The organism is Kitasatospora sp. NPDC001225 (genome assembly GCF_053597855.1).
In genome coordinates this window covers 39320-58769 of record NZ_JBSFJC010000050.1, presented here as the reverse complement: position 1 = coordinate 58769, position 19450 = coordinate 39320, and the positions used below count along the sequence as shown (strand labels likewise).

Genomic DNA, 19450 nt, shown 5'->3' with positions numbered 1-19450 from the left:
GCCGGCCCGAAGGGGTTCGGAACGAACTTCTCCGCCGTCAGGTCCGGGCGGCCCAGGTAACCACGGGCCAGACCGTCACCACCGATGAACAGCTCACCCGTCACACCCTGCGGCACCAGCTGAAGGCCACCGTCCAGAACGTGCAGCCGGGTGTTGGCCAGCGGGCCGCCGATCGAGACCCGCTCGACGCCGTCCGGGACCTCGCCCTGAGCGGACCAGATCGTCGTCTCGGTCGGACCGTAGACGTTGACCAGACGGCCGACCTGCGGCAGCAGCTCCCGCGCCAGGCCGGCGGTCAGCGCCTCGCCGCCCACCAGGGCGGTCACCGACACGTCCTCGAAACCCGCCGCCAGCAGCAGGCGCCAGCCCGACGGGGTCGCCTGGACATGGGTGACCTCGTTGCGGGCCACCAGCTCCACCAGTGCCGTCGCGTCCTTGGCCTGCTCTGCCGAGGCCAGGACGATGATCCCGCCGGTGATCAGCGGCAGGTGCAGCTCCAGACCCGAGATGTCGAACGACACCGACGTCGAAGCCAGCCACGTGCCCGGACGGCCGGGGGTCACGTCGTCACGGATCGAACCCAGCAGGTTCACCAGCGCACCGTGGCCGATCATCACACCCTTGGGGCGACCGGTGGATCCGGAGGTGTAGAGCACGTAGGCAAGGTCGTCCGAGGCGGGAACGACCCCGTCCCAGGCGTCATCACCCGCACCGTCCAGCTCCAGCCACGGACCCGCGTACTCACCCAGACGACCAGCCGGGTCGGCGTCGGTCAGGACGAGCGCGGCACCCGAGTCGGCAAGCATGTAGCCCACCCGCTCGGCCGGAAGCGACGGATCGACCGGAACATACGCAGCCCCCGCCTTCCACACACCCAGCATCGCCGCCACAACACCCGGACCACGGTCCACAAACAGACCCACAACCGATCCGGACCCGACCCCCCGCCCACGCAGCCGGCCCGCGATCCGCGAGGACCACGTGTCCAGCTCGCCATACGAAACCCGCTCCTCACCGAACACCACCGCGACCGCATCCGGCGAAGCAACCGCACGAGCCCGGAACAACTCCAGAGCCGAACCCGCACCCCACTCCACTGACGAACCACCACGCACCAGCGCGGCCCGCTCCGCCTCCGGCAACACCACACCCGACGCGTCACCGTCCGGATCCGCCGCCATCGCCTCCAGCACCAGCCGGTACAGCGCACCCAGCCGCTCGAGTGCGGCCCGGCTCACGACGTCCGACGTCGTGTTGAGGGCGATGTGCCCGTCGGAGGCGGTCACGTTGAGCGCGAACTCGTTGCCGCCGATGTCCTGCTGGACCGAGGTGCCGACGCTCGCGGTGCCGAGCTGGCCGAAGTCCTGGTACTCGAAGAGGACGGAGACGAGCCGCTCGCGGGTGCCGCTGTCGCGCTGGATGGCGGGCAGCGGGTAGCGGCGGTGGGCCCAGATCTCCGACTCCTGCGCGAAGACCCGCTCCACCACCTCGCGCCAGGTGCCCGACGCACGGGTGGCGGGGAACGGCAGCGTGTTCAGGTGCATGCCCAGCACCCGCTCCGCACCCGGCGCCTCCAGACGCCCGTGGTAGACCACGCCCGCGTGAATGGCCTCCTCCGCGCTGAGCATGCCCAGCACCTTGAGGTGCGCCGCCAGCAGCACGCTCTTCACCGAGGCCTTGGCGTCGTTGGCGAGCCGGTGCAGCTCCTCCTCCAGATCGAGGAAGGGCACCCGTACGCCGTGCCGGTCGCGCGTACCGCCCTGCGGGTCGGCCCACGACTCCGGCAGCCGCAGCGGCGCGTGCTCCGCCACCACGTCCCGCCAGAAGGCGCGGTCCTCCTCGGAGGCCAGCGACTCCAGCTCCGCCGCGACGAAGTCCGCGAACCGGACGGCCGGCGCCTCGTAGGCGGGCAGCTCACGGCCGTCGCGCAGCTCCCGGTAGCACTCCACCAGCTCCATCAGCAGCGTGTTCAGGGTCCAGCCGTCGGTGACGGCGTGGCAGTGGCTGAGGGTGAGCGACCAGGCGTCGTCCGACTCGATGTTCACGCCGACGCGCAGCAGCGGGGCGACGGTCAGGTCGAAGGCGCTGTCGCGCTCGTGGGCGAGGCCAGCGGCCTCGCGGCGTTCCTGCTCCGCGGTGTCCAGGCCGCGCAGGTCCTCGACGCGCAGCGGGAGGTCACCGGTCTCGGCGTGGACGAGCTGGAGCGGCTGGGAGTAGCCGTTGAGGTGGATGGACGTGCGCAGCACCTGGTGGCGGTTCAGGACCTCCCGCAGGGCTCCGCGCAGCGCGTCCTGGTCGAGCGGGCGACCGTCGGCCATCCGGAAGAGGTTGACGTTGTGGTAGACGTCCTTGCCCGCGCCGTCGTCCTGGGCGGCCAGCATCTCGGCCAGCATGCCGGTCTGGATCTGCGACAGCGGGTAGGCGTCCACGACGCCCTCGGGCAGCGCGGCGCGGTCCTCGTCGCCGATCAGCGCGAACGGCTCCACGGCGGTGACCAGCGACCCGTCGGTGGCCTGGCCGGTGAGGTGCTCGGCGAGGGACGCGACGGTGCGGTGCTGGAAGACGTCCCGGACGGTGAGGTCGTAGCCGGCGGTGCGCAGGGCGCCGACCAGGCGGACGACGCCGATGGAGTCGCCGCCGAGCTCGAAGAAGCTGTCGAGGACGCTGATGCGCTGCAGGCCGAGCACCTCGCCCCAGATCCCGGTCAGCTCCTCCTCGAGGGCGGTGGCCGGCGCGCGGTGGCCGCCGGCGGCCGCTTCGCCCGGGGCGGGCAGCGCGCGGTGGTCGACCTTGCCGTTTCCGGTCAGCGGGATGCTGTCGATGGCGACGAAGGCGGTCGGCACCATGTACTCGGGCAGCGCGGCGGCCAAGTGGGCGCGCAGCACCTCCGGGTCGAAGGTGTCGCCGTCGGCGGCGACCACATAGGCGGTGAGCCGCTTGTTGCCGGGGCTGGGTTCGCGCACGCTGACGACGGTGTCCCCGACGGTCGGGTGCAGGCGCAGGCGGGCCTCGATCTCACCGAGTTCGATGCGGTAGCCGCGGATCTTGACCTGGTTGTCGATGCGGCCGAGGAAGTCCAGCGAGCCGTCCGCGAGCCAGCGGGCCAGGTCGCCGGCGCGGTAGAGGCGGGACCCGGCCGGGCCGAAGGGGTTGGGGACGAACTTCTCCGCCGTCAGGTCCGGGCGGCCCAGGTACCCGCGGGCCAGACCGTCGCCGCCGATGTAGATCTCGCCCGGCACCCCGACGGGGACGGGGGCGAGGTCGTCGGTGAGGACGTACATGGTGCTGTTGGGGATGGGCTCCCCGAGCGGGATGAGCTCGGCCGCGGGCAGGTCGGTGATCGGGCTGCCGGAGTTGCCGATGGTGATCTCGGTCGGGCCGTACTCCGAGCCGACCATGGTGCCGCCGGGGCCGGCGAGCCGCTGCCAGCGGTCGGCGAGCGAGGTGGGGAAGGTGTCGCCGGCCGCGATCACCAGGCCGGCGAGGCCGTGGGCCTGCTCGGGGGTGAGCTGGTGGGTGAGCAGGTCGAGGTGGCCGGGGGTGAGCTTGATGAAGCTGAACGGGCCGGCCGCCGCGAGGGCGGGGCCGAGGGTGGCGGTGTCGAGGTCCATCGGCATGAGGTGGACCGACTGGCCGGTGATCAGCGGGGTGAAGAGGTCGGGGATGCCGAGGTCGAAGGAGATGGAGGAGAACAGCGGCGCGCCGGCGTTCCCATGGGCGGCGTACGAACCGACGGTCCACCGCAGGTAGTTGGCGAGGCCGTGCTGGTGGATCATGACGCCCTTGGGGCGCCCGGTGGAGCCGGAGGTGTAGATGACGTAGGCCAGCGCCTGCGGGTCGAGCGGGACGAGGGGGTCGGTGTCCGGCTGCTCGTCGACGAGGTACTGGTCCTGGTCCAGCACGAGGAAGGTGCCGTAGTGGATGCCGGCCAGGGTGGGGATGTGCTGACCGGTGGTGACCACGATCGACGCCTGGGTGTCCTCCAGCATGAAGCGGAGGCGGTCGATGGGGACGCTCGGGTCCAGCGGGAGGTAGGCGGCGCCGGCCTTCCAGATGCCGACCAGGGTGGGGACGAGGTGGACGTCGCGGTTCAGGCAGACGCCGATGAGCATGTCGGGGCGGGCGCCCAGTTCGAGCACGCACCGGGCGATCCGGTTGGACTGCTCGTCCAGCTCGCGGTAGGTGAGGTGCTCCTCGCCGACGACGACGGCGACCGCGTCGGGGGTGGCGGCGGCCTGGGCGCGGATCAGGTCGACGGTGAGCTGCGGCCGCTCGGCGGCTCCGCCGTCGGCCCAGGTGCCGAGCACCAGGCGGCGCTCCTCCTCGGGGAGGATCTCCAAGGTGGACAGCGGCGCCCCGGGGTCGGCGGTGGCGCTCTCCAGCACCTGGACGTACTGGCGGGCGAAGCGCTCGGCGGTGGTCCGGTCGAACAGCGCGGTGGCGAAGTCCAGCCGGGCGTTGAGCGGGCCGTCCTGGACGTCCTCGACGTCCAGGGTGAGGTCGACCTTGGCGATGCCCTCACCGGATTCGCGCCGCACGGAGACGCCGGGCAACTCCAGGCCGGCGTCACGCTGCTCGCGCATGATGAAGTCGACCTGGTAGAGCGGGGTGCGGGAGAGGTCGCGCTCGGGCTGCAGCTCGTCCACGAGGCGGGCGAACGGCACGGCCTGGTGCTCGTACGCGTCGAGGACGGTGCCGCGGCCGGCGGTGACCAGTTCGGCGAAGGACGGGTCGCCGGTCCAGGCGGCGCGGGCCACCAGGACGTTGATGCCGTAGCCGACGAGTTCCTGCAGCTCGGGGCGGTTGCGTCCGGAGACGGTCACGCCGACCGGGATGTCGGTGCTGCGGGTGTAGCGGGAGAGCAGCACCTGGTAGGCGGTGAGCAGGACGACGAAGCGGGTGACGCCGTGCCGGCGGGCGAGTTCGCCGACGCGCCCGGCCAGGTCGGCCGGGATGCTGAACGGCACCGAGGCGCCGCTCGGGTCGCGCAGGGCGGGCCGCTGACGGTCGGTGGGCAGGTCCAGTACCGGCAGACCGGCAAGCTGCTCGCGCCAGTAGGAGAGCTGGCGCTCCAGGGCGGGGCCGTTCAGTTCGCCGCGCTGCCAGGCCGCATAGTCGGCGTACTGGAGGGGCAGCGGGGCCGGCTGGTCGTCCTGGCCGGTGACGGCCGCGCGGTAGAAGCGGTCCAGCTCCCGCGTGACGATGCCCACCGACCAGGCGTCGCAGGCGATGTGGTGGAGGGTGACGACGAGCAGGTGGTCGTCGTCGGCCAGGGTGAACAGCTTCGCCCGCACCGGCCACTCGCGCTCCAGGTCGAAGGGGGCGGTGGCCTCCTCCTCCGCCAGGGCGCGGGCCCGCACCTCCCGGTCGTCGGCCGGGAGGTGCGACAGGTCGACGACGGCGATGTCCAGCGGCCGGGCCGCGTCGACCCGCTGCACCGGGCGCTCGCCCACCAGCGCGTACCGGGTGCGCAGGATCTCGTGCCGTGCCACGATCCGGTCCCAGGCGGTGCGCAGGGCGCCGACGTCCAGCGCGCCGGTCAGCCGCAGCGCCAGCGGGACGAGGTACTCAGGGCTCTCGGGGTCCATCCGGTTGAGGACCCACATCTGCTCCTGACCGAACGAGAGCGGCAGCGGCTGCTCGCGGTCGGCGGCGGTGATGGCCGGCCGGTGGTTGCCGCGCTTGCCCGCCAGGCGGCGGCGCAGCAGCTCCTCCCGCAGGTTGGCCGCGTTCTGCTTGGTGGACGACTTGTCGCCGGTGTTCATGATCCCTGGTCTCCCGCCAGCGCTAGTTGTCGATGAGCTCGGAGTCGGCAAGCCGCTCGATCTCCGCCTTGATCTCGTTCTCGATCGCCTCGGCCAGTCCGCGGACCGTAGGCATGTCGAACACCGTTCGAATGGTGAGGTTGACGTCGAACTCGTCCTGGAGCTGCGCGGTCATGCGGATCGCGAGGATCGAGTGGCCGCCGATCTCGAAGAAGCTGTCCAGGACGCTGACCCGTTCCAGGCCGAGGATGTCCGCCCAGATCTCGGCGATGCGCTCCTCGGTGGGGGTGGCCGGCGCGCAGTGGTCGCCGGCCGGAGACTCGACGGCGGGCAGGGCCCGGTGGTCCAGCTTCCCGTTCGAGGTCAGCGGGATGGCCAGCAGCTCCGCGACGGTGGCGGGGACCATGTACTCCGGCAGCGCCCCGGCCAGGTGGGCGCGGATGGCCTGCGGGTCGGCGGTGCCGCTCTCGGGGACGACGTAGGCGGCGAGGGACTTCTCCCCCCGGTCGTCCGTGCGCAGCACGACCACGGCGTCCCTGATGCCCGGGATCGCGGTCAACTGGGCCTGGATCTCGCCGAGTTCGATCCGGTAGCCGCGCAGCTTGACCTGATCGTCGATGCGGCCGAGGAACTCGATGGCGCCGTCGGGGAGCCGGCGGGTCAGGTCGCCGGTGCGGTACAGCCGGGAGCCGGCCGGGCCGAACGGGTCCGGAACGAACTTCTCCGCGGTCAGGTCCGGCCGGCCGAGGTAGCCGCGGGCCACTCCGTCGCCGCCGATGTGGAGCTCGCCGGCGACCCCGACCGGGGCGAGCCGGCCGTTGCCGTCCAGGACGTAGCCGGTGGTGTTGGGCAGGGAGCCGCCCAGCGGCACCGGCTGGTCGTAGGCGGTGACCACCGGGTGGGCGGTGGAGCCGATCGACGCCTCGGTCGGCCCGTACTCGTTGATGAGCCGGCCTGCGCCGAGGATCTCCCGCCAGTGGTTGGCGGTGCGGGCGGTCAGCGCCTCACCGGCGACCAGGATCAGCCGGGCGAGCCGCTCGCACTGTTCGGCGGTGAGCTGGTGGCTGAGCAGTTCCAGGTGGCCGGGGGTGAGCTTGACGAAGCTGAACGGGCCGGCCGCCGCGAGGGCGGGGCCGAGGCCGGACAGGTCCAGGTCGGCCGGCAGGACGTGCACCGGCTGCCCCGTGATCAGGGGGACGTAGAGATTGGTCGCCGGGAGGTCGAAGGCGACGGAGGAGAACAGCGGCGCGCCGCCCTCGCCGGTGACCAGGTCGCGGGCCGCCCAGCGCAGGTGGTTGACCAGGCCGTGCTGGGTGACCATGACGCCCTTGGGCTTGCCGGTCGAGCCCGAGGTGTAGATGACGTAGGCGAGGTGGTCCGGGTCGCCGGGACGCGCCGGGGCGTCGGCGCGGCGGGCCGCGATGGCCTGCTCGTCCCGGTCGACGAAGACCCGGGCGCCGGCGAAGGACTCGGTGAGGGCGGTGAGCGGGGACTCGGTGACCAGGACGGGGGCGCCGCAGTCGGCCAGGACGTGGCTCAGCCGCTCGGCCGGGTTGGCCGGGTCCAGCGGGACGTAGCCGGCCCCGGCCTTCCAGACGCCGAGCAGGGCGGTGACCAGCCCGGGGCCCCGCTCCAGGCAGACGCCGACCAGGGTGTCCGGGCGGGCACCGTTGGCGATGAGGTGGTGGGCCATCCGGTTGGCCTGCTCGTCGAGCTCCCGGTAGGTGAGCACCTGTCCGCCGCTGATCAGGGCGGGGGCGTCGGGGGTCTCGGCGGCACGGGCCTCGAACAGGTCGATGACCGAGCCGGGCTCCCACGTCTGCCGGGTGTCGTTCCAGCCGGTCGACAGCTCCTCGCGCTCGGCGTCGGTGAGGATGTCCAGCTCGGCGAGCGCCGAACCGGGGTCGGTGACGGCGGACTCCAGCAGCCGCAGGAAGTGGTCGGCCAGCCGCTCGATCGTGGCGTGCTCGAACAGCGAACTGGCGTACTCGAAGGCGCCGGTCCAGCTGCCGTCGGCCTCCGCGCGGACGTACAGGGTCAGGTCGGTCTTGGCGACCCGGCGGGCGTCGCGCAGGAAGCCGATGTCCTCGCGGTCGGGCATGCCCGCGGCCAGCTGCTCGTCGTGCATGTTGAACGCGACCTGGTACAGCGGGGTCCGGGAGAGGTCGCGCTCGGGCCGCAGCTCCTCGACCAGGTGCTCGAACGGCAGGTCCTGGTGGGCGAAGGCGGACAGGCAGGAGGTGCGGACGTCCTGCAGGGCGGTGGCGAAGGACTGCCGGTCGTCGAGGCGGCAGCGCAGCACCAGGGAGTTGAGGAAGAAGCCGACCATGGGCTCGGTCTCGGCGCGGGTGCGGCCGGCGACCGGCGCGCCCACCACGACGTCCCACTGCCCGGTGTGCCGGGCGAGCAGGGTGCCGAAGGTGGTGAGCAGGGTCATGAACGGGGTGGCCTCGTGCCGGCGGCCGAACGCCTTGGCCGCGGCGGCCAGCGGGCCGGGGACGGTGAAGGTGACGACGCCGCCGCGCCCGTCGCGCTCGGCCGGGCGGGGGTGGTCGACGGGCAGTTCCAGCGGGGCGGCCCCGGCCAGGGCGGTCCGCCAGTGGTCGAGGCTCTCGGCGAGCCTCTCCTTGCTGCGCCACTCCTGCTGCCAGGCGGCGAAGTCGGCGTACTGCAGGTGGAGTTCGGGCAGCTCGGCGCTGCGGCCCGCGCGGTGCGCCTCGACCAGCTCGCGGAACTCGCTCTCCAGGACCGCGGTGGACCAGCCGTCGCAGGCGATGTGGTGGAAGGTGATCAGGAGCAGCCGGTCGCCGTCGCCCTCACCGCAGAGCAGGGCCCGCCACAGGCGCCCGGAGGAGAGGTCGAAGCCGGTGTCGAACTGCTCCTGGCAGGCCGCGAGCAGCTCCTCGCGAGTGCCCTCGACGACCTTCAGCTCGATCGGCCGGTGGGCCTCGACGACCTGCAGCGGCTCGCCGTCCTGGCTCAGGTAGCGGGTGCGCAGGGCCTCGTGGCGCTCGCCGAGGGCGTCGAGGGCGGCCCGGACGGCCTCCGGCCCGGTGTCCGCGGCCACGCGCAGGGACAGCGAGGAGACCCATTCCGGGCTCTGCGGCTGCATCGAGTCCATGAACCACAGGCGGCGCTGGCCGTAGGACAGCGGCAGCGCGGTGTCGCGCGGCACGGCGGTGACGGCGGGCGGGGTCGCCCGGTCGGCGCCGCCGTCGGGATCGATCAGGCGGGCCTGCTCGCGCACGGTCACCGCGGTGAACAGGTCGGTGAGGGCGATCTGACGGCCGGTCGCCGCGCGCAGCTGCTCGGCGAGCTGGGTGATGACCAGCGAGTAGCCGCCGAGCTGGAAGAAGTTGTCGTCGGCGCCGACCCGCTCCACCTCCAGGAGGCGGGACCACGCCTGGGCGACGATCTGCTCGGCCTCGGTGGCGGGGGCCGTGTAGGGCGGGCGCCCCGCGGTGCGCGGTGCCTGCCGGTCGTCGCCGGCGGTGGCGGTGACCTCTCCGGTGCGGCCCAGGTACTCCAGGGCGCCGTCGGTGCGCCAGCGGGCCAGGTCGCCGGTGCGGTGGAGGCGGGAGCCGGGGGGACCGTACTGGGCGGGGACGAGGGCCGCCGCGGTCAGGGCGGGAGCGCCCAGGTAGCCGTGGGGGGCACCGAGGCCGGCGACGTGGATCTCGCCGGGGACACCCGGCGGGACCGGGCTGCCCTCCTCGTCCAGGACGAGGACGCGGACGTTGTCGATCGGACGCCCGAGGACGGCGTGGGGCGCGTCCTGCCCGGCGTCGAAGGGGTGGGCGGTGACGGCGAGGGCGCCCGGTCCGTAGACGTGCCAGAGCGCGGCCCCGGGCAGGGCCTTGAGAACCGACCGGCCGAGGTCCGCCTCCAGCGGGGTGCCTGCGGCGAGCACGAGCCTGACGGCGGAGCGGTCCGCCGTCTCCTGGCCGCCCGCCAGGTCGGCGAGCAGGTCGGGAGTGGCCGGCAGGACGGTCACCGCCTGTCCGGCGACGAGGTGCGCCAGCCGTCCCGGCTCGGCGGCCTCCTCCGGCGTCGCCAGCACCGCGGTCGCGCCGGCGGCCAGTGCGGTGAACACCGGCCACGGGGCGTCGACGGCGCGGTCCAGGTGGAGGATCCGGTCGGCGGCGCCGATCCCGTGCCGGCGCGCCGTCCAACGGACCTGGTTGGCCAGGGCCGCGTGCTCGACGACCAGAGCCGTGCCGTCCGGGCCCCGGCTCACCCAGGCGCTCTCCGAGGTCGCCCCGGGGTCGGTCGCCGGGAAGAACGAGATGTCCTCCTCGTCCGCGTCCAGGAGCACCACCCGCACGCCCTCGCCCGCCACCTCGGCCGCGAACCGCTCCAGGGTGAGGACGACGCCGACGGCGCTGCCCTGCTGGATCCGGCGCAGGTGCGCGGCCGGCCCGTCGGCGTCCAGCGGCACGGCGACCGCGCCGGCCCGCCAGACGCCGAGGACGGCCGACGGCAGCTCGGCACTGTGCGGCAAGTGGGTGCCGACCAGGCTCTCCGGGCGGACACCGGCGTCGCGCAGGTAGTGCGCGAGCCGGTTGGCCGCCTCGTCGAGCGCCGCGTAGGTGATCTCCTGGTTGCCGTGGCGAACGGCGACCGTGTCCGGAGCCTGGGCTGCCAGGTCCGCGATGAGACGGGTGAGGGGCGTCTGACGTGCCACGAGTGCTCCGAGCGTGGTCAGGAGGGACGGGGAAAGGGGGTGGGGAGGGCGGAGGGTCAGGCGGCGTTCTCGGCCATGCGCTGACGCAGGCTCAGCGGGCGCATGTCGGTCCACACCGTGCCGATGTGGGACAGGCATTCCTCCTTGGTGCCGCGGGTACCTTCGGCGCGCCAGCCGGCGGGCAGCTCACGCTCGGCCCGCCAGATCGAGTACTGCTCCTCGTCGTTGAGCACGACCAGGTACTCCTGCGCGTTCTGCTCGGACATTTCGCTCCCAATACGTGTCTTCGTCCGCCTGGTGACGGACGGCGGCAATGCTTGAATACCTACTCTCCGAGTGGCCCTATAGGTGGTCTATATCTCACCCCGAGCGGCGCGGACGAGCCTCCAGATATGTGACATGGACACTCGGAATTTACACATATGCCCAGGTCAGAGCGATTGGATCGGCCCTATATTCAAAGGATTGAATTTTGTAGACGGAATATAGAAAAGCGAAAGATCCTCTCTACTCAGTGATTCCGTGCGCTGCTCGCGGCGGAGGTGCCGCCGATGGCGGAGAAAGGGAAAAGGCTGTGATGACGGATCGCCTGGCGTGGAAGCCCCTGGAGATCGGCCCGGAGAGTTCGGGCGTGGCCGGCGACGCGGAGGGGCTCCTCGCCGAGCTCCGGCGAACGGATGTCGCCGCGCTGCTGACCGAACGGAAGGCACTGGTGTTCCGGGGCTTCGGCATCACCGAGGAGACGCTCGGCACCGTCATGGACGAACTGCTGCCGAACCGGGCGGCCTACGTCCACGGGAACTCACCGCGGACCAAGGTCGGCCGGAACGTGTACACCTCGACGGAGTACCCGGCCGAGTTCGTCATCTCGATGCACAACGAGCTCTCGTACGCCCATGCCTGGCCGGAGCGGCTGCTGTTCTTCTGCGCCGTCCAGCCCGGGACCGGCGGGGCCACCCCGGTGGTCGACGCCGCGCTGTGGCTGGAGTCGCTGGACGCCGAGGTGCGCGAGGCCTTCGCGGGCGGCGTCCGCTACACCCAGAACCTGCACGGCGGCCGCGGTCTCGGCAAGAGCTGGCAGGAGACCTTCGAGACCGACGACCCGGCGGAGGTCGAGCGGTTCCTGGCCGGCGCCGAGGCCGAGTGGCAGTGGCGTCCCGGCAACGCCCTGCGCGTGGTCCAGAACCGCCCCGCCACCGTGAGGCACCCGGTCACCGGCGCGGAGGTCTGGTTCAACCAGGCCGACCAGTGGCACCCGGCGATGCTCGGCGCGGACGCCGCCGCCCTGGCCAGGGTGATGCCCGCCGACGAGCTGCCGCAGTCGGTGAGCTTCGCCGACGGCGGCGCCATCCCGCCCGAGTACGTCACCCAGATCCGCGACCGCGGTCTGGAGGCCGCGGTCGACGTGGACTGGCGCACCGGCGACCTGCTGCTGATCGACAACCTCCTGGTCGCCCACGGCCGCCGGCCCTTCACCGGCGACCGCCGCGTCCTGGTGGCGATGTCCAGCTGAGGCCCTGACCGCCCGTACGGCCCCTAGAAGATCGGGAGAAGAGGAAACCCCATGACCACACTGCTGCCTGAACCGGTTCTGGCGCCCGCCGACAACCGGCTCACGCTGACGCTGTCCGAGCAGGAGCGGCGCGAGGTCGCGCTGCTGGCGACGCAACTGGCCTACACCGCGCCGCGGCTGATCGACGACCCCGTGTGGGTGGAAGCGGCACGGGAGCTCTCGTGCCGGCTGCCGCACCGCCTGCAGGAGGTGATCCGCGCCTACCGCCACGACCCCGGCGAGGACGGCATCCTCGCGCTGCGCAACCTGCCGGTCGTCGAGGAGGAGCTGCCGTTCACCCCGGCCGTACCGGACTCGGTCGAGCGCGAGGCAGCCGTGCCGGCCGCGATCGCCGCACTCGTCGCGCTCAACCTCGGGGAGATCGTCGCCTACCGCGAGGAGAAGTTCGGCGCCCTCGTCCAGAACGTCGTGCCCGTTCCCGGCCGGGAGACCTCGCAGAGCAACGCCGGCTCCGTCCCGCTCGAACTCCACGTGGAGAACGCGTTCCACCCGCACCGCCCCGACTTCGTCGGACTGCTGTGCCTGCGCAACGACCGCACCCGCACCGCCGGCACGCTCGTCACCTCGGTGCGCAACACCCTGGGCCTGCTGCCCGAGCACGTCGTCGAGGTGCTGGGCCAGCCGCGCTTCCGCACCGCGCCGCCGCCGTCCTTCGGCAGCGGGGACTCCGGCCCGGTGCACCCGGTGTTCAGCGGCAGCCCGGCGGACCCCAACGTCCGCGTCGACTTCCACGCCACCGAGGCGCTGGACGAGGAGGCCGGGTCCGCCCTGACCGCGCTGCGCGACGCCTTCCTGCGGACCGCGCGCACGCTCGTCCTCCAGCAGGGCGAGATGGCCTTCGTCGACAACCGGGTCACCCTCCACGGACGCACCGCGTTCGAGCCGAGCTACGACGGCTTCGACCGCTGGCTGCACCGCACCTTCGTGAACCTGGACAACCGCCGCACCCGCGGACGGCGGCCCGGCAACGGCAGCGTCCTGGTGTGAGCGGCGGCGCGCTGGTCGCGGACCTGTTCTCCCCGCCGGTCGAGGTCGCGGAGGCGTTCGCCGACCTCGACGGGGTCCCGCTCTTCCCCGAGGAGCGGGCGGTGCTCACGCACGCCGTGCGGCGCCGGCGCCGGGAGTTCGCCACCGTCCGCGCCTGCGCCCGAACCGCGCTGGCACGGCTGGGGACGCCCCCGGCGGCTCTGGTGCCGGGGCCGTCCGGCGCCCCGTCCTGGCCGCCCGGCTTTGTCGGCTCCATGACCCACTGCCCCGGGTACCGGGCCGCCGCGGTGGCACCCGCGGCCACGGTGGCCTCCCTGGGCCTGGACGCCGAACCCGACGAACCGCTGCCCTTCAAGCTGGGGATGGTGGCGGTCGAGGAGGAGCGGTCGATGGTGGCGGTCCTCCTCGACCGCCGCCCCGACGTACGCTGGGACCGGCTTCTCTTCAGCGCCAAGGAGAGCGTCTACAAGGCCTGGTACCCACTGACCGGCAACTGGCTGGACTTCGACCAGGCCGTCATCACCTTCGAGGCCGACTCCCCGGTCTTCACGGCCCGTCTGCTGGTACCGGGCCCCGTCGTGTCGGGTGTGCGGCTGGCCGGCTTCGAGGGGGCCTGGTCCGCCTGCCGCGGACTCCTGGTGACGGCGGTCACCGTCCCCGCCGACCCGGCGCTCGCCGGGAGCGGTTGAACACCCACTGCTCGACACCCTGCCCGTCACGACGCCTCCGGCCGCCGCTCCCCGCGCGGACCGGGGGCGTCCGTGCGTCCCCGGGAAGGGTGGTGACGGAGCCCAGACCACCGGGGGTAATGGTCTGGGCTCCGTCCGAACCGCCACCGGCTCCGGCGGCCGCGAGAACGGCGGTCGCCGTGCTGCTCACCGGTGGCGGTGGTCTCTCAGCGGTGGATGTCGATACCGCCGCTGTTGGTCTTCACCATGACGCTGTGCTTGGAGTTCCGGTCGATCGGCAGGTCGATCTTCGGGGAGCTGTTCGCGCTCTGCGCCTGGATGTAGTAGTCCGAGGACGGCAGGGTGATGTCCACGCCACCGTCGTGGGTGGTCACGTTCGCCGTGGTCGGGGCGGCGCGGAAGGCGGCCCGGACCTCGCCGTCCTTCGACGTCGCGTCCATCGTGTCCGAGCCCGCGCCTGCCACCTTGATCTGGCCGCTGCCGCTCTTCAGGGTCAGCGGGCCGGAGGGGTTGGTGAGGTCGATGGCGCCCGAGCGGGTGGTGATGTCGAGGCTGCCGGCCAGGTCGTGCCCGGTGGTCCAGGAGTCACCGGAGGACACCTTCGCCGCGAGCTGGGCGGGCAGCGTGATGTCGATCTTGATGTCGCAGTCGCCCGAGCACGACTGCGAGACGGTGATGGTCCCGCCGGACGTACTGGTGGTGACGGTCGGCGGGCTGTCGGTGTACTTGCCGGTCGCCGTGACGTGCACCGCGGAGTCGTTGCTGGGGCTCAGTGAGACACCCGCGTTGGCCGCGTTGACGGTCAGCAGCGTGACGGAGGCGGCGTCGGCCTGGTCGGTCTGGGAAAAGTCCTTTTGACCGGGCAGCACCTTGAGCATCGTCCAGGCGCCCGCCCCGATGACGACGAGCAGGACGAGCAGCGCGGTACCCGTGATGAGCGACTTGTTGTTCTTGCCAGAGGACATGCTTTCAAGCTCCCAAGTAGCGTAGGACAGCCAGGACCCGGCGGTTCTCGCCGTCCTCCGGGTGCAGGCCGAACTTCGTGAAGATGTTGCTGATGTGCTTTTCGACTGCGGCGGGCCCGACGACCAGCTGGGCGGCGATCCCCGAGTTGGAGCGGCCTTCCGCCATGGCGGACAGCACGTCCTTCTCCCGGGGGGACAGCGAGCTCAGCGGGTCCTTCCTGCGGCTGCGGGCCAGCATCTGCTTGACGACCTCGGGGTCCAGCACGGTGTCCCCCGACAGCACCCGCTTCAGCGCGCCGACGAACTCGTCGACGTCCGAGACGCGGTCCTTCAGGAGGTAGCCGACTCCCTGCCCGTCGTCGCCGATCAGGTCGACGGCGTAGCTCTGCTCGACGTACGCGGACAGCACGAGCACCCCGACGTCCGGCCACCGGTTGCGGATCACCAGCGCGGCGCGCAGGCCCTCGTCCACGAAGGTCGGCGGCATCCGCACGTCGACCACGCACACGTCGGGCCGGTGTGTGGCCACCGCCCGCAGCAGGCCCTCTCCGTCACCGACCGCCTCCAGGACCTCGATGCCCTGTTCCTCGAGGAGGAGCACCATGCCCTGCCGCAGCAGTGCGGAATCCTCGGCGATCACTACACGCATTGCATTTCCACCTCGATCGTGGTCGGTCCGCCCACCGGGCTCGTGACCGTCAGCTTTCCGTCCAGCCCGGCCACCCGGTCCGCCAGACCGGTGAGGCCGCTGCCCCGGGCGGGATCGGCACCGCCGATCCCGTCGTCGCCGATCGCGACCATCAGCCGGTCGCCGATCCGCCGCACCAGCACCCAGGCGCTGGTCGCCGCGGAGTGCTTGCCGACGTTGGCCAGTGCCTCGGTCACCACGAAGTACGCGGCTCCCTCGACGGTGGCGGACGGCCTCGGCTCCACCTCGACGTCGACCGTCACCGGGATCGGCGAGCGGGCGGCCACCGCGGAGAGCGCGGCGTCCAGGCCCCGGTCGGTGAGCACCGGCGGGTGCAGGCCCCGGGTCAGGTCCCGCAGCTCGACGATGGCCTGGCGGGCCTCGTCGCGAGCACTGTCGACCAGTTCCGCAGTGGCCTCCTGGCCGGAACCCTTGAGCCGGGAGCTGACCCGTCCCAGGGTCATCGCCATGGCGACCAGCCGCTGCTGCGCGCCGTCGTGCAGATCCCGTTCGATGCGCCGGCGTTCGGCCTCCGCCGCGTCCATGGCCCTGGCCCGGCTCTGCGTCAGGTACTCGACCCGGCGGGTGAGCTCCACGTCCCGCCCCGGGGCGAGCAGGGACCGGGCGATGCCCGTGTCCATGGCCAGCAGGGCGCGCACCGCGACCGGTGACACCGTAGCACCGAGGATCAGGCCCGCCATCGCGACCGCCAGGGCGGTCAGCGGATTGTCGACGACCAGCGGGCCGATCGCCGCCTGTCCGTTCGGCAGGCCGAAGTAGTAGAAGGGCAGCAGCGCCAGCATCACCGGGCCGGCCCACAGGAGCGCCACCGCGAAGAAGTTCAGCAGCGACACCGGCATCAGCAGGGTGAAGTACGCGGCCTGCCGCCAGACCGGCTCGCTGCCGAGGACCGAGGCCGTGGAATGCAGCGGACGCATCGACAGCTCGGGGGCCTGCTGCCCGGCGATCTCCACTCCGGTGAGCATGGCGAACCTGCCGCGTTCGACCCGCGCCAACCGGTGCAGCGCCCATCCGGCGCCGACCACGAGGGGGATTCCGGTGAGGGCGACGGGCAGCAGCACGATGCCGGTCGCCAGCAGCGCCAGGACGGCGAAGCCGGCCAGCGCCATGACCCCGTCGGTGGCCAGGTGCGCGGACGCCAGCCACAGTTCGGGGGTGCGCAGTGCCCTGAGGGGGTTGTGCGACAGGCCCCGGCTCCCGGGTACGGCCGTCGGCCTCGGGTTGTCCATCATCAGTTCTCAGCCCCGTCGTCCGTCGGGGCCGGCCCATCGGCGCTTCTGCTCGTCCACGGCCGACCCACGCTCCTTGCTCATCCATCTGCTGAACTCCGGGAAACAGTAGGTGTGGGGGCCGCGTCGGCGGCACAAGGGCAACCCACGGACATGGGGTAGGGAAAACCCACCGCGGGCCCGTGGGTCTCCATGACTGCCCGCGGTGACCGCGACCGGCAGAGTTGTGGACGTACCGACCAACCAGCCGAGAACGGGAAACAGGCCGATGATGACGACCGCTCAGACGTCGCGTGGTGATCTCAACGACAAGTTCGGCGACCTGATCGACGACCGCGTCGCGGAGGCGGTCGACGCGCTGCTCGACGACAGCCTCGACGCGGCGGTCGCCGGGCGGCTCGGCCGGTACCGCCGCCGGTCCTGGCTGCTGATGGTCGTGCTGGTCGCGATCGTGTCCGGGCTGTCCGTGGCACTGGTGGACAGCCCCGGCCCGCTGGCGGCGATGTGGGTGGCGGCCGCGGTCATCTGCGCCTGCCAGGCGCACGTCTGCCGGCCGTACGGTTCGTGGCGGTAGGCGGTCATCAGGCCGCGTCGCCGAGTTCGGGGCGGCCCATCAGGATCCCCTGGTAGACCTCGCGCAGTTGGATGCCCGGGTCCACGCCGAGTTCCTCGGCCAGGAGCCGGCGTCCCTGGTGGTAGAGGGCGATGGCTTCCGACTGGCGGCCGCAGCGGTGCAGGACGAGCATCAGCTGCGCCCTCACCCGTTCTCGGAACGGGTACTTGGCCACCAGCCGGAACAGGTCGGGCACCACGTCCTCGTAGAGTCCCAGGGCCAGGTTCGCCTCGATCTGCCCCTCCATGCTCACCACCCTCGCCTCCGTCAGCGCGGCGGCCTCCTCGCTGAGCAGGTACTCGGTGGTGTCGGTGAGCACCGGTCCGCTCTGCAGGTCGAGGGCATCGGTGAAGTACCGCGAGGCCAGCCGGTACCGGCGGTTGGCAAGGGCGGACCGCCCCTGTGCGGAGAGCTGGGTGAACTGCTTCCAGTCGAACATCGCCGCGCCGATGGACATCGCGTAACCCTGGCCCTGGCGGGCGATGTTGGCGTGTCCGGCGAAGGCCTTCCGCAACCGCGAAATGTACGTGTAGATCTGCGCGTCGCTGGTTCTCGGCGGCCGGTCGCGCCACAGCACGTAGCTCAGTCTGTCATCGCTGACGACCTGCTCCCCCGCCAGCAACAGCGCGCTGAGCACCGTCTTGGGCTTGGTCCCTCCGAGATGGACCTCCTGCCCGCCGACGCGGACGCCCACTGGTCCCAGGATGCGGAATTCCACTGCCGTTGACACGCAACGTCCCCCATGCCGTAGCGACGGGTCTCGTGGACCCGTGATCCTGACCGGGCGGTCGTGCGCCCGACCCTCAAATCATAAAGAACATTCGCTATGTTTTCAGAGCCCGGAGGCGCACATCCCGCGACTTCGGGAAGTCACCGGGCCCCGGCCGCACCCGCCGGCTCACCCTGCCGCTGCCAGCGCCTGCGCGGCGACGCCCCGGCCGAGCCGCTGGTAGGCGTAGGAGGCGGACACCATCGTCATGTGGTGGTGCCAGCCCGGGAACGAGCGCCCCTCGAAGTCGGTCAGCCCGAAGTCGGCCTCCAGCCGGGCCGTCGTGCGCTGCGCCACCGCGTGATGGAGCGTCAGGTCGCAGAGGTTCTCCGGCCGGGCGTGGGTCAGGTTGGTCAGCCAGAGTCGTGCCGGGCCGCGCGAGCCGGGGGTGCGGACGCTGAAGAGCCGGTACTGCCGCGGGCTCCCGGGTGCGTCGGCCAGTCCGACTGTGCCGCCCAGGACGGTCACCACGCGGGCCTGCCCGGCCGGGGAGACCACGGCGCTGCGCCCCGCCGCGTCCGCCCACCCGCCGAACGGCAGGGAGCGGACCTCCGCCACGGCGGGCTGCACCGCGCCCGCGCGCTGCGACTGGACGCCACTGCGGCCGCCGACCGTGACCCGCAGGCCGGCCGGGACCGCGACCACGAAGTCCCGCTTGCGCAGCCCGAGTCCGTGCACCAGCGCCTCGGCCCCGCCCTCGCCGCTGAAGTCGGCCACCACCGGCACGGGAGCGACCCCGGCTGCCGCCACCGCGTCGACCAGTTCGAGCGCCTGCCGCGCCGCCGAGCAGCGGCCCACGTCGTCGGGGATCCTCGTGCGCTCCCTGCGCTCGGCGTCCTCGGTCCACGAGGACGGCAGCAGCAGTCTCCAGTCGACCGGAACGGCCTCGTCGAGCGTTGCCAGGAAGGCCCCGAGGCCGACCTGGCAGGTGACCGAGCGGCCGCTGGCGGGCACGAAGCGGCGGTGCACTCCGCAGGAGTGCTCGCCCCGCTTGCGGAGCACGGCGGTGTCGATCACCAGCGCCCGGGCGGCAAGGCCCTGCCCCGTCCACCTGGCCAGTTCCGCACGGACCGGGGCCCATTCCCAGGGGCTGCCGTTGATGAACTGGTGCAGCGACTGGAGCACCCTGGGCGCGTCCTCGGCCCCGGCCGCGAGGCGCCGCACCGACTTGCGCCCCGGGGTCTCGAGCATGCCGCGCAGGTAGACGTGCGCCCAGCGGCGCTGGTCCACGCGCGGCAGCGCGTCGAAGATCCTCTCGGCGAACCCCAGGACCGAGACACCGGAGCCCGACAGTGCGGTTGTGAGCATGACATGACCTCCCCGTGCTCGCACTAGACTGGCGCGCACGGCAAAATAATAGCGAACACCCTCTTTTTTTTGTTGGGGGTACCTTGTCGTACTGACGCATCGTCGGGTGGAGCGCGCCTCCGCGGGCAGCAGCGGTCGGCCGAACCGGCCGGGTTTCCA

At 72.3% G+C, this 19450-nt stretch carries 12 protein-coding genes; 4 read left to right on the top strand and 8 right to left on the bottom strand.

Features of this window, described 5'->3' with window-relative positions:
* The 3 genes from ACWDCZ_RS19355 to ACWDCZ_RS19345 all read right to left on the bottom strand — a co-directional run.
* On the bottom strand, positions 1-5765 hold a 5765-nt coding region (locus ACWDCZ_RS19355; protein ID WP_449816483.1), incomplete at its 3' end, for an amino acid adenylation domain-containing protein.
* A gap of 22 nt (positions 5766-5787) precedes the next feature.
* On the bottom strand, positions 5788-10449 hold the full coding sequence (locus ACWDCZ_RS19350) for an amino acid adenylation domain-containing protein (protein ID WP_449816482.1): 4662 nt from the start codon (positions 10447-10449) through the stop codon (positions 5788-5790).
* 56 nt (positions 10450-10505) lie between these two features.
* Positions 10506-10715 carry an MbtH family protein gene (locus tag ACWDCZ_RS19345; protein WP_375875770.1) on the bottom strand — a complete coding sequence of 70 codons (210 nt, stop codon included), beginning with the start codon at positions 10713-10715 and terminating at the stop codon, positions 10506-10508.
* Positions 10716-11026: 311 nt separating this feature from the next.
* On the opposite strand from ACWDCZ_RS19345, the gene ACWDCZ_RS19340 reads away from it, so the two are divergent.
* The 3 genes from ACWDCZ_RS19340 to ACWDCZ_RS19330 are packed head-to-tail and all read left to right on the top strand — an operon-like array spanning position 11027 to position 13698.
* On the top strand, positions 11027-11962 hold the full coding sequence (locus tag ACWDCZ_RS19340) for a TauD/TfdA family dioxygenase (protein WP_375875771.1): 936 nt from the start codon (positions 11027-11029) through the stop codon (positions 11960-11962).
* Positions 11963-12013: 51 nt separating this feature from the next.
* A complete protein-coding gene (locus ACWDCZ_RS19335) occupies positions 12014-13009 on the top strand; it encodes a TauD/TfdA family dioxygenase (RefSeq protein ID WP_449816481.1) in 996 nt (331 codons plus the stop codon).
* Positions 13006-13698 (top strand): 4'-phosphopantetheinyl transferase family protein, encoded by a 693-nt coding sequence (locus ACWDCZ_RS19330; RefSeq protein ID WP_449816480.1) that lies wholly within the window; start codon positions 13006-13008, stop codon positions 13696-13698. Before ACWDCZ_RS19335 ends, ACWDCZ_RS19330 begins: the two co-directional genes overlap by 4 nt.
* 206 nt (positions 13699-13904) lie before the next feature.
* Here the strand turns inward: ACWDCZ_RS19330 and ACWDCZ_RS19325 are convergent, their stop codons facing one another.
* From ACWDCZ_RS19325 to ACWDCZ_RS19315, 3 genes are read right to left on the bottom strand one after another with little or no spacing between them, the layout of a single operon-like run.
* Positions 13905-14663: a DUF4097 family beta strand repeat-containing protein gene (locus ACWDCZ_RS19325; protein ID WP_449816479.1), complete on the bottom strand. Its 759-nt coding sequence runs from the start codon at positions 14661-14663 to the stop codon at positions 13905-13907.
* Positions 14664-14667: 4 nt separating this feature from the next.
* Positions 14668-15312, bottom strand: a complete 645-nt coding sequence (locus ACWDCZ_RS19320; RefSeq protein WP_449816478.1) for a response regulator transcription factor — start codon at positions 15310-15312, stop codon at positions 14668-14670.
* On the bottom strand, positions 15303-16604 hold the full coding sequence (locus ACWDCZ_RS19315) for a sensor histidine kinase (protein ID WP_375875776.1): 1302 nt from the start codon (positions 16602-16604) through the stop codon (positions 15303-15305). The genes ACWDCZ_RS19320 and ACWDCZ_RS19315 overlap by 10 nt, the downstream gene beginning before the upstream one ends.
* A 265-nt stretch (positions 16605-16869) precedes the next feature.
* Here ACWDCZ_RS19315 and ACWDCZ_RS19310 point away from each other — a divergent pair, with 265 nt between their 5' ends.
* Complete coding sequence (locus tag ACWDCZ_RS19310; protein ID WP_375875778.1) at positions 16870-17175, top strand: hypothetical protein; 306 nt, start codon at positions 16870-16872, stop codon at positions 17173-17175.
* 7 nt (positions 17176-17182) lie between these two features.
* On the opposite strand, the gene ACWDCZ_RS19305 is transcribed toward ACWDCZ_RS19310, so the two are convergent.
* Both ACWDCZ_RS19305 and ACWDCZ_RS19300 read right to left on the bottom strand, forming a co-directional pair.
* On the bottom strand, positions 17183-17908 hold the full coding sequence (locus ACWDCZ_RS19305; protein ID WP_375875779.1) for an AfsR/SARP family transcriptional regulator: 726 nt from the start codon (positions 17906-17908) through the stop codon (positions 17183-17185).
* Positions 17909-18112: 204 nt separating this feature from the next.
* Positions 18113-19291, bottom strand: a complete 1179-nt coding sequence (locus ACWDCZ_RS19300; RefSeq protein WP_449816477.1) for an IS701 family transposase — start codon at positions 19289-19291, stop codon at positions 18113-18115.
* Between the last annotated feature and the right edge of the window lie 159 nt (positions 19292-19450).